The 15,228-nt window shown below is 65.2% G+C and carries 13 protein-coding genes and 2 other RNA genes; 10 read left to right on the plus strand and 5 right to left on the minus strand.

Going from position 1 to position 15,228, the window contains the following annotated elements; all coding sequences use genetic code 11:
- The first annotated feature begins 34 nt into the window (after positions 1 to 34).
- Positions 35 to 1,765 carry a peptidoglycan-binding protein gene (locus tag QRM89_RS09945; RefSeq protein ID WP_285447916.1) on the plus strand — a complete coding sequence of 577 codons (1,731 nt, stop codon included), beginning with the start codon at positions 35 to 37 and terminating at the stop codon, positions 1,763 to 1,765.
- A 191-nt stretch (positions 1,766 to 1,956) separates the two neighbouring features.
- On the opposite strand, the gene QRM89_RS09950 is transcribed toward QRM89_RS09945, so the two are convergent.
- Positions 1,957 to 2,031: non-coding RNA, sX9 sRNA (locus QRM89_RS09950), on the minus strand.
- Positions 2,032 to 2,351: 320 nt separating this feature from the next.
- Between QRM89_RS09950 and QRM89_RS09955 the strand changes: the two genes are divergently transcribed.
- Positions 2,352 to 3,947: a M4 family metallopeptidase gene (locus QRM89_RS09955; RefSeq protein ID WP_285447917.1), complete on the plus strand. Its 1,596-nt coding sequence runs from the start codon at positions 2,352 to 2,354 to the stop codon at positions 3,945 to 3,947.
- A gap of 3 nt (positions 3,948 to 3,950) precedes the next feature.
- Here the strand turns inward: QRM89_RS09955 and QRM89_RS09960 are convergent.
- Positions 3,951 to 4,025: non-coding RNA, sX9 sRNA (locus QRM89_RS09960), on the minus strand.
- 311 nt (positions 4,026 to 4,336) lie between these two features.
- On the opposite strand from QRM89_RS09960, the gene QRM89_RS09965 reads away from it, so the two are divergent.
- Positions 4,337 to 4,822: an Mpo1-like protein gene (locus QRM89_RS09965; RefSeq protein WP_285447918.1), complete on the plus strand. Its 486-nt coding sequence runs from the start codon at positions 4,337 to 4,339 to the stop codon at positions 4,820 to 4,822.
- A gap of 47 nt (positions 4,823 to 4,869) precedes the next feature.
- Here the strand turns inward: QRM89_RS09965 and QRM89_RS09970 are convergent, their stop codons facing one another.
- Positions 4,870 to 5,772, minus strand: a complete 903-nt coding sequence (locus tag QRM89_RS09970; RefSeq protein WP_192884028.1) for an NAD-dependent epimerase/dehydratase family protein — start codon at positions 5,770 to 5,772, stop codon at positions 4,870 to 4,872.
- Between the two features lie 164 nt (positions 5,773 to 5,936).
- Here QRM89_RS09970 and QRM89_RS09975 point away from each other — a divergent pair, with 164 nt between their 5' ends.
- From QRM89_RS09975 to QRM89_RS10000, 6 genes are read left to right on the plus strand one after another with little or no spacing between them, the layout of a single operon-like run.
- Positions 5,937 to 8,765, plus strand: a complete 2,829-nt coding sequence (locus QRM89_RS09975) for a monovalent cation/H+ antiporter subunit A (RefSeq protein ID WP_285447919.1) — start codon at positions 5,937 to 5,939, stop codon at positions 8,763 to 8,765.
- Positions 8,765 to 9,139, plus strand: coding sequence for a Na+/H+ antiporter subunit C (locus QRM89_RS09980; protein ID WP_005990640.1), 375 nt, complete (start codon positions 8,765 to 8,767; stop codon positions 9,137 to 9,139). Before QRM89_RS09975 ends, QRM89_RS09980 begins: the two co-directional genes overlap by 1 nt.
- Complete coding sequence (locus QRM89_RS09985; protein WP_285447920.1) at positions 9,136 to 10,695, plus strand: monovalent cation/H+ antiporter subunit D; 1,560 nt, start codon at positions 9,136 to 9,138, stop codon at positions 10,693 to 10,695. The genes QRM89_RS09980 and QRM89_RS09985 overlap by 4 nt, the downstream gene beginning before the upstream one ends.
- Positions 10,692 to 11,198 (plus strand): Na+/H+ antiporter subunit E, encoded by a 507-nt coding sequence (locus QRM89_RS09990; RefSeq protein WP_274318051.1) that lies wholly within the window; start codon positions 10,692 to 10,694, stop codon positions 11,196 to 11,198. Before QRM89_RS09985 ends, QRM89_RS09990 begins: the two co-directional genes overlap by 4 nt.
- A complete protein-coding gene (locus QRM89_RS09995; RefSeq protein ID WP_014509232.1) occupies positions 11,195 to 11,479 on the plus strand; it encodes a K+/H+ antiporter subunit F in 285 nt (94 codons plus the stop codon). Before QRM89_RS09990 ends, QRM89_RS09995 begins: the two co-directional genes overlap by 4 nt.
- Positions 11,476 to 11,898 (plus strand): Na+/H+ antiporter subunit G, encoded by a 423-nt coding sequence (locus tag QRM89_RS10000; protein WP_042597345.1) that lies wholly within the window; start codon positions 11,476 to 11,478, stop codon positions 11,896 to 11,898. The genes QRM89_RS09995 and QRM89_RS10000 overlap by 4 nt, the downstream gene beginning before the upstream one ends.
- Before the next feature lie 111 nt (positions 11,899 to 12,009).
- Here QRM89_RS10000 and QRM89_RS10005 read toward each other — a convergent pair whose 3' ends face one another.
- Positions 12,010 to 12,636 carry a lectin gene (locus tag QRM89_RS10005; RefSeq protein ID WP_172666315.1) on the minus strand — a complete coding sequence of 209 codons (627 nt, stop codon included), beginning with the start codon at positions 12,634 to 12,636 and terminating at the stop codon, positions 12,010 to 12,012.
- A gap of 215 nt (positions 12,637 to 12,851) precedes the next feature.
- Between QRM89_RS10005 and QRM89_RS10010 the strand changes: the two genes are divergently transcribed.
- Positions 12,852 to 13,442 carry a hypothetical protein gene (locus QRM89_RS10010; RefSeq protein WP_285447921.1) on the plus strand — a complete coding sequence of 197 codons (591 nt, stop codon included), beginning with the start codon at positions 12,852 to 12,854 and terminating at the stop codon, positions 13,440 to 13,442.
- A 429-nt stretch (positions 13,443 to 13,871) separates the two neighbouring features.
- Here the strand turns inward: QRM89_RS10010 and hmgA are convergent, their stop codons facing one another.
- The gene (gene hmgA / locus QRM89_RS10015; RefSeq protein WP_285447922.1) at positions 13,872 to 15,176 is read right to left on the minus strand and encodes a homogentisate 1,2-dioxygenase; all 1,305 of its coding nucleotides are present in this window, start codon (positions 15,174 to 15,176) and stop codon (positions 13,872 to 13,874) included.
- Positions 15,177 to 15,228 lie beyond the last annotated feature (52 nt).

A 15,228-nucleotide genomic window follows, 5' to 3' on the forward strand; every position in this document is an offset into this window, starting at 1 on the left:
GGAAGAATCTGTCTCATAGAAAGGAACGCACGATATGACCGACACCACGATTTATACCGAAATGGTTCAACCACGCGGCGCTGCATACAGCAGTGACCGGATCAAACCCTGGAGCCATTACCGCGAGCCCATCGACAGCGGAGATGGCAGATTGCATGGCGAATCGCGTCGCTGGGGCGATGCTAGCCCACAAACCCAGTCACGGGTAATCGATAGTCTTATCGATTCCTCGCGAGATGCAGGGCTTTCGGCGCGCGAGACTGCATACGTCCTTGCCATCGCCCGAGTTGAGTCAGGCTTCAACCCGGATGCAGCTGCGGGGACAACGTCTGCCTCTGGCCTAGGTCAATTCATTGACCGTACTGGCGCGCATTATGGCGTCAACGCGTCCAACCGCTTCGACGTGGAAACGCAGTCGCAGGCATTGGTGCAACATTTCGTTGATAACCGGGACCTCGCGCGTAGCCGCGGCCAGGGCGAGGATTACATTTACAAGTATCACCATGATGGTCCTAGCAAGGATTATGGTGGCTTGGCTCTGTCACGGCGCGAGATTGCGCCTCATCTGGACAACTACACCCAGTTTGTCGAGCAGCGTCTTGCACAAACGCAGGGCAATGCAGTAGGCCAGCCGACGCCAGTGACGCAGACGGCCGAACCTAGCCATGCCACTCGCAGCAATTTCCAGCAAACGATGGAACGCATGCTGCCCGGTCAAGGCAGCACCGACCCGCACATTACCGGTCATTATGGTGAGCACCGCGGTAGCCACGGGCCGCACGGTGGTACAGATTTCAACTACGAAGGTGGTCAGCAAGGCCGTAACCTGCAGCACCCGACGGTGCATTCGCCGGTCTCCGGAACGGTGACGTTCGCGGGCGGCAACTACGGCACGGTCAAGATTCGCGATGCACAGGGTAACTCGCACGAGATCCTGCACCTGGACGCACTCAAGGTGAAAGAAGGCCAGACGCTGTCCGCAGGCGATGCCATCGGCACGATGGGCGGACGCGGACCGAACGGTAATAGTCAGTACGCACAGCATGTGCATTACCAACTGCGCGATGCCAACGGCAAGTTGACCAGTCCAGAGACATTCTGGAATCAAGGTCACCAGCAGGAGTCGGGCGCCCGTCAATCGCAGCCATCGGCACCGGCTGGCAATGGCACGCTGCGTCATGGCGAGCAGAGCGGCGATGTCGGCAAGTTGCAGCAGGACCTCAACCGTCTCGGCGTTCGCGATGCGCAGGGAAACCGGCTTGCGGAAGATGGTCGTTTTGGGGACAACACACGGGAGGCGGTCATCGCGTTTCAGAAGCAGCATGGGCTGCAGCCCGATGGGGTGGTGGGCCGCAATACGCAGGGCGCGCTGTCCGCACAACCGGCACAGACCCAGTCGCAGGCGGGCGAGACGCAGGTCGCTGCGCCCAAGGGGCCGTCGCTCAACGATGCATCGCATCCGGACCATGCGTTGCATAACGCAATCCGCAGCAAGCTGCCGAGCATGATCTCTAATGAGACTGCTGCCAACGTCACTTTGCAGGCGAAGCAGAATGGCATCGACAGCGCAGATAAGCTGCAGAACGTGACGGTGCAGGACGGCAAGGCGTTCGTGATGGGCTCCACGCCGGGGTTCCGTGCGGCGGTGGATCTGAACCAGCCTGCCCCGTCATTGGAGCAGACCAGCGCGCAGCTTCTGGCTGGGCAGTCGCAACAGCAACAGGCGCACGAAGAGCAGCAAAAGGTCGCCATCGGCAGTCGCTGAGTTCACGATGCACGAAAGAGCCGGCCGGCCTGTCTGGCCGGCTTTTTTGTATCTGCCGTTTACCTGCCGCAGCTTCATGCACTCGGGTAGAAGCGAGACGTCACATATTTGAATATTTGAACCCGCGGGGCCGCGTCATTCACTGTGATTGTCTTCCGCACGACGCGCACGTCGGCGCTTCCACTAAGAGCGGCTAACAAAACGTAGCGAGCAGTCGTCAGGTGGGTGCGGACGGCGCGGAGGAACCGGAGTGTACGTGGGTACGTGAGGATTCCGAGCACCGGCCGCGCCCGCCTGGCGGCTGCGCAGTCGTTTTGATAGCTGCTCTAAACCTGCTGAACGCGACAAGATGTTGCGCGGATGCAGTCGTGCGGGAGCCTTACGCGCAACGGGACAGGCACATCTCTGCGATGCGGTCCGCAGCGCAAAGTGGCCCACCGCACAGAACGCAATACCTCTGTAACTTTTACTACTGTCCAGTTCGGGACTGTGCAAGCGTAGCTACCGGCACCCTAGGTGTCATCGGCGACCGGCTATCGGGGGGGCAGCCGGTCTTTGCATTGCACGTTTTCTGGAGAGAGTCGTCATGCAATTCCATGTACTGGGCGCGGCAATTTGCTGCGCGCTATCGTTTTCTGCTGTCGCTACTGCGACTGATTTGTCGACCACTGCGGCGGTATCGCGCGCGCAGTCCCTGCTGGGAAACAACGCCGCAGCGCTGGTGAATCGTGCGCCGGCCGATGCCTTCATCGCGCGCGACAGCATCGTCGATGCCGATGGCACCGAGCATGTGCGTTTTGACCGCACGTATCAGGGGTTGCCGGTGATCGGTGGCGATGTGGTGGTGCATTCGCGGCGCGGGGTGATGCGCGAGTTGAGCCAGACCATGGCCACCACGCTACGCCCGGCCACGGTGCCCGGCATCGATGCGGCGACGGCTATGCGCGTGGCCGGCACGCGCTTCGATGTGGCGTCCGATGCCGCACCGCGTGCAAGCCTGGCGCTGTACGCGCGGCAAGGCTCGCCGCGCCTGGTGTACGAGGTGATCTACAGCGGCATCAAACCCGATCAGACGCCTACCGAAATGCATTATATCGTCGATGCGGTGGATCAACGCATTCTCGAGTCCTGGGACACGGTGCATACCGCCTGCGCCGGTGGGACCAGCGCGGCCGGCACCGGGCGCGCGCTTTATGCCGGTAGCGTGGCGCTGTCGACCACGCGTTGCAGCAGCGGGTATGAGCTGACCGATCTGAGTCGCGGTGGCGGTGCCACCTACACCATGCGCAACAGCACCTCCGGCAACGGCACGTTGGTCACCGACGCCGATAATGCATGGGGCAGCGGCGCCAACAGCGATACGGTGACAACAGCGGTGGATGCGCATTACGGCGTGGCGTTGACCTGGGACTACTATCGCACCACGCATGCACGCAGCGGCATCGCCAACGACGGCGCCGGTGCACGTAGTCGCGTGCATTACGGCAGCCGCTACAACAACGCCTTCTGGTCGGATAGCTGTTTTTGCATGACCTTCGGCGATGGCGATGGCAGCGCATTTACACCATTGGTGTCGGTGGATGTGGCCGGCCATGAGATGACCCATGGCGTGACCAGCCGGACAGCGCGATTGGTGTATTCCGGCGAATCCGGCGGCTTGAACGAAGCGACCTCCGACATCATGGGCGCGATGGTGGAGTACTCGGCCAACAACAGCGCGCAGCCGGGCAATTACCTGATCGGCGAGAAGATCGTGCCCCGCAACACCACCGGCACGCTGGCGCTGCGCTACATGTTCAAGCCGAGCCTGGATGGCGATTCACCGGACTGCTACAGCAGCAGCCTGGGCTCGCTCGACGTGCATTACAGCTCCGGTGTGGCCAACCATTTCTATTACCTGTTGGCCGAAGGCGCGGTGGTGCCGAGTGGCTTCGGTGCAGGCACCAGCTGGAACGTGACGCCGGCCGGCTTGGTCTGCAACGGCAACACGGCCTTGACCGCGATCGGCAGGGCTGCGGCCAGCCGCATCTGGTATCGCGCGCTCACTGTCTACATGACCTCGTCCACCAACTACGCCGCGGCACGGCGCGCCACGCTCAGCGCGGCAACCGATCTGTATGGCATCACCTCCAGCCAGTACCGGGCGGTGGCTGCGGCCTGGAGTGCGGTCTCGGTCAACTAGAGCGGCTAACAAAACGGAGCAAGCAGTCGTCAGGTGGGTGCGGACGGCACGGAGGAACCGGCGTGTACGTGGATACATGCCGATTTCAAGCACCGGCCGCGCCCGCCTGGCGACTGCGCAGTCGTTTTGATCGCTGCTCCAGGTCTGGCCGCGGGCCGTCGTTTGCAGTGGGCGAGGCCGGTGCGCGAGAACCGGCGTGGATGCAATGGACGACGCCGCTGCCCCCCCTCTCCCGCCTGGCGGGCAATCGCCGCTGCGCGGAGCGTGATGCGCAACACAGGGGACCTGCCACGCGCTGGTGCGTGGCAGATCCTGTTCCCGGCAGCTGCCCCGCAAGCGCCACTGCGGCCATCCGCGCGCGTATGCTTGGGCCATTCCTGGGAGGGAACATGACCGAACGCACCACGACCGCGCGCCCGCTCGAGCGCTATTTCGCCAGTTATTCCGACGACCACCGCAATGCGACCAACCAGCAGATCCACGTGCTGGCGGTGCCCGCGATCCTGTGGTCGGTGGTGGCCTTGCTGTGGTGCATCCCGGTGGGCGGCACCTGGTTCAGCAGCGGTGTGTGGGCGGCGCTGGCAATGTTCGGAGTGTGGTCGTATTACAACCGGCTGTCGCGGCCGCTTGGCCTGGGCATGCTGGCGATCTTTTTCTTTTTCGGCTGCCTGTGCCGGCTGATCGAAGGCCGACTGGGCTTGGGTGGCCTGTTCACGCTGGCGGTGACGGTGTTCGTGCTGGCGTGGATCGCGCAGTTTGTCGGCCACAAGATCGAAGGCCGCAAGCCGAGCTTTCTGACCGACCTGACCTATCTGCTGATCGGGCCGCTGTGGGTGCTGGCGAAGTTATATCGGCACCTGGGCTGGCGGTTCTGATCTTCGGGTTCCCCGAGTCAGCGATACCGCGCTGACGCCAACGCAGGCTACTCGCCGATGCCCAGCTCTTCCGGCAGCGGGCGGAACGCACGCGGTGCATAGCCGAAGTCGCGCCGCGCCGGCTCCAGGTCGAACACCAGGTCATCGCGCATGCGCTGCAACGCGGCGGTATTCATGCTGCGCAGCCGGCCCAGGCGCTGCGCGGTGGTGAGCGCCAGACCGAACAGCGAAGGCGGCACCTGATACAGCCGGGCCGGCCGCGGCAAGGCTTCCAGCACGCGTTCCACCATCTGCGTGTAGGCCAGCACTTCGCCGCCGCCCACCGCATAGCTGCGCTGATGCGTGGCCGGCTGGGTGACCACCGCCAATGCCGCGCTGGCCAGATCGTCCACATGCACCGGCTGGCGCAGCCCGGTGGCATTGGCCGGCAACACGAACGCGCCCGTGCGCCTGGCCAGCCCGGCAATCTGGGTCAGCGTGCGGTCGCGGCCGGCGCCGTAGACCAGGGTGGGGCGCAGCACGGTGGCCGCGGCGCCACGCGCCTTGGCGGCGGAGAACAGCGCTTGTTCGGCATTGGCCAGCCGCTGGGCGACATCGCGCTCGGCGGCATCGATCGAATGTTCCTTGACCTCCACGCTGGTGGAACCGAACGCGACGATGCGCGGCGTGCTCACCGCGTTGGTCTCGTACCAGTGCGCGAAGTGGTCCAGCGGGCCGCAGCTGAAGATCACCTCGAAACTCTCGCCCGCCACCGCCGGTGCCGCCAGGTCACCTTGCCGCCAGATGAGTCCTGCGCGTGCGGCACGCGGCGCGCGCGACCAGGCGGTGACCTGCCAGCCACGCCCCAGCAGGCGGGTGAGCAGGCGTTCGCCGATCTGGCCACTGCCGCCGAAGACCAGGGCACGGGGTGCAGCGGCAGCGACGGAAGGAGCGGGATTGGCAGCAGTCACAAGGTACGCAGGCGGTGGCGATAGCGTCAGCATACCCAGTGCAACGCAGCGGTGCGACGGCAACTCCTGTCGTTTTCCCGACAAGCGCGCGCTCACCTTGACGCCGGCGTCAGTCAACGGTTTGTTAAGCTCTCTGGCCTGCTCGCGAATCTCGTGTTCCCTGCATGCCTGCACCGTTGGAAATTCTGCTCGCGCTGCCGTTCCTGATGGCGGCCGCCGTGGCGCTGTCGTGGCGCACCTCCCGTTCGATCACTGCGTGGTTGGCTGCGGCCGCGCCGTTGGCCGGCCTGGGCATCCTGGCACTGCTGACACCGGCCGTGCTGCGCGGGGAAATCATCCGCAGCGAACATGCCTGGTTACCGCAGATCGGGCTGCTGTTCTCGCTGCGCATGGACGGGCTGGCCTGGATGTTCGCGCTGCTGGTGCTGGCGATCGGCGCGCTGGTGGTGATGTATGCGCATTACTACCTGAGTGCACGCGATAGCGCCTCGCGCTTCTTTGCGTATTTATTGCTGTTCATGGGCGCGATGCTGGGCATGGTGCTGTCGGGCAACTTGCTGCTGCTGATGGTGTTCTGGGAACTCACCAGCCTCAGTTCCTTCCTGCTGATCGGCTTCTGGTCGCATCGCAAGGATGCGCGCGAGGGCGCACGCATGGCGTTGGTGCTCACCGCCGGCGGCGGCCTGGCGTTGCTGGGCGGGGTGCTGCTGATCGGCCGCATCGTTGGCAGTTTTCAGCTGGATGCGGTGCTGGCCTCGGGTGATCTGATCCGTGCAAGCCCGCTGTACCCGTATGCGCTGGTGCTGGTGCTGCTAGGCATTTTTACCAAGAGCGCGCAGTTTCCGTTCCACTTCTGGTTGCCGCATGCGATGGCCGCGCCCACACCGGTGTCGGCGTATCTGCATTCGGCCACCATGGTCAAAGCCGGCGTGTTCCTGCTGGCGCGCCTGCACCCGGCGCTGGCCGGCACCGACCTGTTTCTATACACGGTGACCAGCATCGGCGCGATCACCGTGCTGCTGGGCGCATGGCATGCGATTTTTCAGCACGATCTCAAGGGCGTGCTGGCGTATTCGACCATCTCGCACCTGGGCCTGATCACCATGCTGTTCGGCCTGTCCACGCCGATGGCGGTGGTGGCCGGCGTGTTCCACATCCTCAACCACGCGGTGTTCAAGGCCTCGCTGTTCATGGCCGCCGGCATCATCGACCACGAAACCGGCACGCGCGACATGCGCAAGCTGGGCAACCTGCGCCGCTTGATGCCGTTCACCAGCGCACTGGCGATCACCGCATCGCTGGCGATGGCCGGCATTCCGCTGCTCAACGGGTTCCTCTCAAAGGAAATGTTCTTCGCCGTGGCGCTGGAGGCCGAAGGCCCGCAGCTGCTGCGCCTGCTCGCCAGCGGCGCGGCGTTGATGGCCGGCCTGCTCGGCGTGGCCTACAGCCTGCGCTTTGTGCACGACACCTTCTTCGGCCAGGGCCCGCGCGACCTGGACCGCACCCCGCACGAGCCACCGCGCTGGATGAAGATTCCGGTGGAAGTGCTGGTGCTGACCTGCGTGGCGGTGGGCATCGTGCCAGCCTGGACGGTGGCACCGGTGCTGCGTGCCGGCGCCAGCGCGATCCTGGGCGATCGCCTGCCCGATTACAGCCTGGCGCTGTGGCACGGGTTGAACTGGCCGCTGGCAATGAGCATCGCCGGCGTGGTGGGCGGCGTGCTGCTGTACATGGCGCTGCGCAAGCTGCTGGATCTGTACGCGATCGAAAACCGCTCACCGGGCAAGGCCTTGTTCAACTGGAATCTGCGGGCGCTGTTCGCCGCCTCCGCACGCGCCACCGACGCGATCACCAATGGCAACCTGCAACGCATGTTGATGCTGCTGGTGCTCAGCGCGGTGGTGGTGGCGCTGGTGCCGTTCCTGCAGGGCGGCGCGTTGCGACCGTGGCCGACACCGGCGCCCATGCCGCTGCTGGGCTGGGCGTTGTGGCTGCTGATGCTGGCCTGCGCACTAGGCAGCCTGTTCCTGTACCGGCAACGCTTGCTGGCAGTGCTGGTGCTGGGCGGCACCGGCTTGGCGGTGAGCCTGACCTTCGTGTTCCTGTCTGCACCGGACCTGGCACTGACGCAGTTGCTGGTGGAGATGGTGACGCTGGTGCTGATGCTGCTGGCGATGAACTACCTGCCGGAAACCTCGCGCCCGGAACGCGCGCCGCTGCGTAAAGCCCGCGATGCCTGCATTGCCATCGTTGCCGGTGGCGGCCTGGCGGCGCTGGCCTACACGTTGATGACCCAGCCTAGCCCGACCATCGCCGGCGAGATGCTGCAGCGCGCCTTGCCGGAGGCGTATGGGCGCAACGTGGTCAACGTGATCCTGGTGGACTTCCGCGGCTTCGATACGTTTGGCGAGATCACCGTGTTCGCCATCGCCGGGCTGGTGGTGCACGCGCTGCTGCGGCGCTCGCGCATGGCACCGGAACGCACCATGCCCGGCCCGGCGATCAAGCTGCCGGTGCCGGCGGATCTGGCACAGATCATGTTCCCGCTGACGCTCACGGTGTCGCTGTTCCTGTTCCTGCGCGGCCACAACGCGCCCGGCGGCGGCTTCATTGCCGGCCTGGTGCTGGCGGTGCCGTTGCTGATGCAGTACGTGATCCAGGGCGCGGCGTCGGTGGAGTCGCGCTTCGGGTTCGACTACATCCGCCTGATCGGCATCGGGCTGTTGTGCGCACTGCTCAGTGGTGCCGGCTCGCTGCTGTTCGGCCGGCCGTTCCTCACCAGCGGGCACGCCGAGATTCCGCTGGGATGGCTGGGCGAGCTGGAGCTGGCCAGCGCGTTGGGCTTCGACACCGGCGTGTATCTGGTGGTGTTCGGTGCGGCGATGTTGATGCTGTCGATGATGGGCACGATCAAACCCTCGCGCACCCGCGACTCGCATCGCGGCGAGATCGATCCCACCCAGCGTTCGACGCGCACTGCGGAGCAGCATTGATGGAACTGGCACTGGCAAGCGCGATCGGCGTGCTCACCGCCCTGGCGATCTACCTGCTGCTGCGTGCGCGCAGTTTCGACGTGATCCTGGGGCTTACCTTCCTGTCGTACGCGACCAACCTGCTGATCTTCGCCGGTGGGCGCCTGCGCAGCGGGCAGCCGCCCGTGCTGCGCGACGGCATTGCCGCCGACCTGAGCCAGCACACCGACCCGCTGCCGCAGGCGCTGGTGCTCACCGCGATCGTGATTGCCTTCGCGATGACCGCGGTGAGCCTGGTGCTGGCGATCCGCAGCCGCAGCGACAACGGCAGCGACCACGTGGATGCGCACGAAGATGCGGATACCGGCGAAGACACGCGTGAGGCGCGCCGATGAACCATCTGCTGATCCTGCCGATCCTGATTCCGATGCTTGGCGCGTCGGCGTCGTTGTTTGTCGAACACCGCCGCTATGGCCCGCGTGTGCAACGCGCTGTGGCCTGGACCAGCATGGCCCTGCTGGCGATGGCAGTGGTCGCCCTGTTCGCCCGCGCTGCGCACGGCGAGGTACTGGTGTACCTGCTGGGCGACTGGCCGGCGCGGCTGGGCATCGTGCTGATGGGCGACCGGCTGGCCGCGTGGATGCTGATGACCACGCTGGTGCTCGGCGCGGCCTGCCTGCTGCACGCCTGCGCCGGCTGGGACCGCCGTGCGCCGCATTTCCATGCGCTGTTCCAGTTCCAGCTGATGGGCTTGAACGGGGCATTTCTGACCGGCGATATCTTCAACCTGTTCGTGTTCTTCGAGGTGATGCTGATCGCCTCCTACGGCCTGCTGCTCAGCGGCGGGCGCGGGTTGCAGATGCGTATCGGCCTGCACTACGTGGTGTTCAACGTCTGCGCCTCCACGCTGTTCCTGATTGCGCTGGGGCTGTTGTTCGGTTTGTTCGGCACGCTCAACATGGCCGAGCTGTCGCAGCGCATCGCCACCCTGCCCGCACCTGACGTGCCGCTGGCGAAGGCCACCCTGGGATTGTTGTTGCTGGTGTTCTGCAGCAAGGCCGCACTGCTGCCGCTGTACCTGTGGCTGCCGGAAACCTATTCGCGCGCACCGGCCTCGGTGGCGGCCTTGTTCGCCATCATGACCAAGGTGGGCCTGTACGCGGTGCTGCGGGTGTCGTCGCTGTGGTTCGGTGCCGGCGCAGGCGCATTGCACGGCTTCGGCCGGCACGCGCTGTTGTGGCTGGGCATCGGCACGTTGGTGATGGCGGCCTTCGGCGTGATGGCAGCTTCGCGGCTGCGGGTGATGGTGTCGTACCTGGTGGTGTTTTCGGCGGCGACGTTGTTCATCGCCTTCTCGCTGGACGATGCACGTGCGCTGGGCGCCGGCCTGTATTACCTGCCGCATAGCTGCTTTGTGGCGGCGGCGTTGTTCATGGTGTCGGACCTGATCCGCCGGCGCCGTGGTCGCGCCAGTGATCGCAAGGAAGTGGTTGCCCCACTGCCTGGGCGGGCGATTCCCGGCGCGATGTTCATGATTGCGGCCGTTGCCGTGGCTGGCCTGCCGCCGCTGTCCGGGTTCCTGGCCAAGGCCGCGCTACTGCAGCATGTGCCCGGCGATCTGGTGACCCCGGTGTGGGGCGCGGTGCTGGGCAGCAGTTTGCTGGTAGTGATCGGCCTCACGCGTGCAGGCGTACGCCTATTCTGGCGCGTTCCAGAGGCGGTGGAAGAAGCGGTCGAGGACGACGCACCGGAGCGCCTGCCGCAACGGCGCGCGCGCATGCGCCCGGTGGAAACCGCCGCCACGATCATCCTGTTGAGCGGCCTGGTGGCGATGACGATCGGTGCAGGGCCGTTGATGCACTACACCGATGCGGCCGGTGCGCAGCTGCGTGACCCCGGCGCGTATCTGGAACAGGTGCGCGGGACCACGCCGCAACGGAGGCAGCCATGAGCGCACAGGTGTCCTGGCCACGCCGGCTGTTTCCCTCGCGCCCGCTGAGCGTGATGGTGTTTCTGTTCTGGCTGCTGCTCAGCGATAGCTTCGGGCCGCAACAGTGGGTGCTCGGCCTGCTGCTCGGCTGGGTGGTGCCGATCTTCGCCGCGCGGCTGGACCGCGAGTTCGCGCGCATCGGCTCGTTGCGTTCGGTACCGCGCATGCTGCTGGTGGCCGCTGTCGATATCGTGCGCTCCAACATCAAGGTAGCGCTGCAGGTGCTGGGGCCGGAATCGCGTATCCACCCCGGCTTTATCTGGGTGCCGCTGGACATCGAGAATATCCACGGCATTGCCGCGCTCACCAGCATGATCACGTTGACGCCGGGCACGGTGTCGGCGGCGCTGTCGGACGACCGCAAATACCTGCTCGTGCATGTGCTGCATCTGGATGACCCGGATGCGCTGATCGCCGAGATCAAGTCACGCTATGAAATGCCCCTGATGGAGATCTTTCCATGACCGGCCATACCTTCATCGAAACGACCATCGTCGTGTGCATGCATGCGGTGGCTCTGGCCATGGTGATGTCGCTCTGGCGGCTGCTGCGCGGGCCCACCGTGCCGGACCGCATCCTGGCACTGGACACGCTCTCCATCACCGCCATTGCCGAGCTGATGTTGCTGGGCATGTACCTGGATTCGCCGATCTATTTCGAGGCCGCGCTGGTGATCGCCATGCTGGGCTTCGGCAGCACGGTGGTGCTCAGCAAGTATGTGCTGCGCCGGGATATCGTCGAATGATCGCGCTCACCGAATATCTGCTCAGCGCGTTGCTGCTGGTGGGCACCTTCTTCATCCTGATCGGTGCGTTCGGGCTGGTGAAGTTGTCGGACTTCTTCAAGCGCCTGCATGCGCCCACCAAGGCCAGCACGCTGGGCGTGGGTTGCGTGCTGCTGGGCTCGGTCGGCTATCACCTGTTCCTGGGTGTGGACCCGCAACCGCGCGAATTGCTGATCACCGTGTTCCTGTTCATCACCGCGCCAATCAGCGCCCACCTGATGGCCAAGGCCGCGCTGTCGCTGATGATGGAAGACCGCCCGGAAGTCCCCAACCACGGCGACATGCAAAAAGAAGGGCTGCCGCCGGCGCAAGGCGATGTGGGCGAGAACATGGAAACCACGCCGGACCGGTCGACGTCGGAGCACAACTCCGGCGGTTGATGGGTTGACTGGTCAGCGCACTCCGGTTGTCCCGCGATGCTGCGTTCGATGCGGGTTTGGTCATTGAACGCAGGCGACACTGACGTATAGCACCGCGCTGCGCTGCCCGGATCAGCCGCAGCCTTCCACGTAATCCACCTGCGGCGCCACACCCACGCGCCAGCTGGTCACCTTGCCGTCGGCATCGGTGTCGAACACCAGCGCGCTTTGCGATTGCGCGTCGGCATGCCGGAGGCTCAGCGCACCGGGGATGTACTTGTGCGGTTGTTCCGTCAGGCCATCGGGATACAGCGCGCGCAACTCGGCAACCGTCATGCCCACCCGCCCGCCACCGGGCGCCACTTCCTTGGGCTCGTTGGTCTGGTAACGCACCAGCCGGTCGCCCTCGAACATGAAACCGAAGCGGCGCGCGTCGTCGGCCCATTGCGGGCGCAACAGGTAGCAACCGCCATCGGCCGCTGCATCGCCGCGTAAGGCACCGCCCCAGGCCGCACGCGCCTGCGCGGCGTCCATGCCCAGGCGCAGGTCGCCATAGCCATCCAGGCGCGCCAATGCGGCCGGGTCCTGACGCAGGCGTGGCGGCAGGCTGCCCGGCGGCGCGGTGGCCGGCGGAACGTCGCCGCGCGGTTGGTCCGCCTCGGCGGCGGGCGCTGCCGGCGGGCTGGACGCAGCGGCGTCATCCGCGGCCGGGGTTTCAGCGGTGCGGCTGCAGCCGGTGGCCAATGCCGCGAACGCGATCACTGCAATCAGTCTGGATGTCATGCCTGCACTCCCCACCAAGTCGCCATCAGCGTACACAGTGCGCATCGCGGCCATGTGCAGGCGTTGCGTGTTCGGGGCGTGGCAGGTGCGCGGCTTGGGGTATTCACGGCGTCTGCCGTCATGCGGTCGCGCCGATGTCATCGTCGCTTCATTGGCGACAGTCACCCTGGCGGCTTCGCAGGACCACCGCCATGTACCCACGCAAGACCGATCTCGCCCTGACCGCGCTGCAATCCCATCGCAGCCCGCTGACCTTGCTGCAGCGCCGTGCACTGATCCTGGCCGATGGCCAGCGCGATCTGGACACCCTGGCAGCGCTGCTCGGCGGCGAGGCCACCACGCTGGTGCAGACCCTGTGCGCGCTAGGCTATCTGCACCTGGGTGCAAACGTGGCGACCAACGCGGCGCCTCCCTCCTCCGCCGCAGCACCTTCAGCACCCAGCGACGCCGAGCCGGCAGCACCCTTGCTGAGCGAAGAAGAACAACAACGGCAGCGGCGGCGCGCGACCACCAACGCACGCCTGTATCTGCTGGATATCCTGCAGTTGCAGCGCAACCCGGTGGCGGTCCTGCTGCACCGTCGCCTGCAGGCCGCACGCAGCGACATCGAGATTCATGCCGCCATTGCCGAGGCGCAGCAGGCCTTGCCGCAATTCACCTCGGCCAGTTATGCCGAACGCGTGCGTGCGCGCATTGCGGAGTTGCTGCCTGACACGTCGGCGGAAGCGAGTGGCACGGCTGCGCCATCAATCGTGCACCATGCGGATAACGCATCGGTTTAGTTGACGCGGCGATGGGTGGCACGACGCATGTGCTTGCAAGCGAATGCAGTGGCTGCAATCGACTTACGGCATGCCATCAAGATGCTGGCTTAGTTACAAGATGCTGGCTTATTTAAGCGCCAGCTGGTCACGCGATGCAACTGATGAAACGTAAGCGTCTGATGGGATGCGCATCGGAGCCAATGCTGTCGCTATGCAACTGGTGATGAGCTCAATGGCTTGGCGTAAACGCAGCGACTGGGCGCCGTCCACGTTTTGCATATGGTCGCTGACCAACCGCCCATATCCCTCAGCAAAAAAAACGCAGCGCCCGTCGCGGGTGCTTCCGAACACTTGCGCTGTTGCGGGGTTTAGGGCGATTCGTAACAGCATGCGGCGTAACGAGCGGCGAAGCTTCAACACCACACTACTGCGCCGGCGCTACCATACTCAGCTAGCCGGCGGCGCCTGAAATGCATTGCGCAACCCCGCCCAGCACTGCTGGTAATCGCCCTGCCGATGCGGTGCGTGCAGCGCTTGCGCGGTGGGGCGCAGCACGGCGCGGGTTTCGAACATGAAGGCCATGGTCTCGGTGATGACGTCCGGCCGCGACAGGTCCGCGTGTGAGGCTTTGTCGAAGGTGGTCGCGTCCGGGCCGTGGCCGCTCATGCAGTTGTGCAGCGACGCACCGCCCGGCGCGAAGCCATCGGCCTTGGCGTCGTACACGCCGTGCACCAGCCCCATGAACTCGCTGGCCACATTGCGGTGGAACCACGGTGGGCGGAAGGTGTTCTGGGCCACCAGCCAGCGCGGCGGGAAGATCGCAAAATCCATGTTGGCCGTGCCGTGCGTGTCGCTGGGCGAGGTCAGCACCGTAAAAATGCTCGGGTCCGGGTGATCGAAGCTGATCGAACCGATGGTATTGAAGCGGCGCAGGTCGTAGCGGTACGGCGCGTAGTTGCCATGCCAGGCCACCACGTCCAGTGGCGAATGGCCGATGTCCGCACGCCACAGGTGGCCCTGGAATTTGGCCACCAGTTCAAAGCGGCCTTCGCGTTGCTCGAAGGCCGCACACGGGGTTTCGAAGTCGCGCGGATTCGCCAGGCCATTACTGCCGATCGGCCCCAGGTCGGGCAGGCGCAGCAAACCACCGAAGTTCTCGCACACATAGCCGCGTGCGGTGCCGTCGCGTAGCTCGACCCGGAAGCGCACGCCACGCGGAATCACCCCGATCTGCTGCGGCTCCAGCTCCAGCACGCCGAGCTCGGTGTGCACCCGCAGCCGGCCCAGCTGCGGCACCAGCAGCAGCTCGCCATCGGCGTTATAGAAGAAGCGATCGTGCATGGAGGCAGTGGCCGCATACAGATGCACGGCCACGCCGTTCATTGCTTCCGGGCCGCCGTTGCCGGCCATCGTATACAGGCCATCGATGAAATCGGTGGGTGCCTGCGGCAACGGCAACGGACTCCAGCGCAACTGGTCCGGCGGCACCGGTCCGTGGCCGAAATCGTTGTGGAACTGCGCCTGCTCGATCAGCGAGAACGTCCCGTGCACCGCGGCAGGACGCATGCGGTACAGCCAACTGCGCCGGTTTTCGCTACGCGGCGCGGTGAATGCAGTGCCCGACAACTGCTCGGCATACAGCCCATGCCCCACCCGCTGCGGCGAGTTCTGCCCAACCGGCAAGGTATCGGCTACTGCCTCGCTGGCGAATTCATTGCCGAAGCCGGTCATGTAACGCTGGTCGTTGTGCATGGGTGCGTCCGGATGTTGACCCGCCCTACACGACAGCAGAAGGGTGGGATCG

It is taken from the genome of Xanthomonas sp. LMC-A-07 (genome assembly GCF_030208825.1).
GTDB lineage: Bacteria > Pseudomonadota > Gammaproteobacteria > Xanthomonadales > Xanthomonadaceae > Xanthomonas > Xanthomonas campestris.

Bases quoted from the DNA above. Each gene is read 5' to 3' on its own strand.
- QRM89_RS09945 (WP_285447916.1), top strand. From the start codon at position 35: ATGACCGACACCACGATTTATACCGAAATGGTTCAACCACGCGGCGCT.
- QRM89_RS09955 (WP_285447917.1), top strand. From the start codon at position 2,352: ATGCAATTCCATGTACTGGGCGCGGCAATTTGCTGCGCGCTATCGTTT.
- QRM89_RS09965 (WP_285447918.1), top strand. From the start codon at position 4,337: ATGACCGAACGCACCACGACCGCGCGCCCGCTCGAGCGCTATTTCGCC.
- QRM89_RS09975 (WP_285447919.1), top strand. From the start codon at position 5,937: ATGCCTGCACCGTTGGAAATTCTGCTCGCGCTGCCGTTCCTGATGGCG.
- QRM89_RS09980 (WP_005990640.1), top strand. From the start codon at position 8,765: ATGGAACTGGCACTGGCAAGCGCGATCGGCGTGCTCACCGCCCTGGCG.
- QRM89_RS09985 (WP_285447920.1), top strand. From the start codon at position 9,136: ATGAACCATCTGCTGATCCTGCCGATCCTGATTCCGATGCTTGGCGCG.
- QRM89_RS09990 (WP_274318051.1), top strand. From the start codon at position 10,692: ATGAGCGCACAGGTGTCCTGGCCACGCCGGCTGTTTCCCTCGCGCCCG.
- QRM89_RS09995 (WP_014509232.1), top strand. From the start codon at position 11,195: ATGACCGGCCATACCTTCATCGAAACGACCATCGTCGTGTGCATGCAT.
- QRM89_RS10000 (WP_042597345.1), top strand. From the start codon at position 11,476: ATGATCGCGCTCACCGAATATCTGCTCAGCGCGTTGCTGCTGGTGGGC.
- QRM89_RS10010 (WP_285447921.1), top strand. From the start codon at position 12,852: ATGTACCCACGCAAGACCGATCTCGCCCTGACCGCGCTGCAATCCCAT.
- hmgA (WP_285447922.1), bottom strand. From the start codon at position 15,176: ATGCACAACGACCAGCGTTACATGACCGGCTTCGGCAATGAATTCGCC.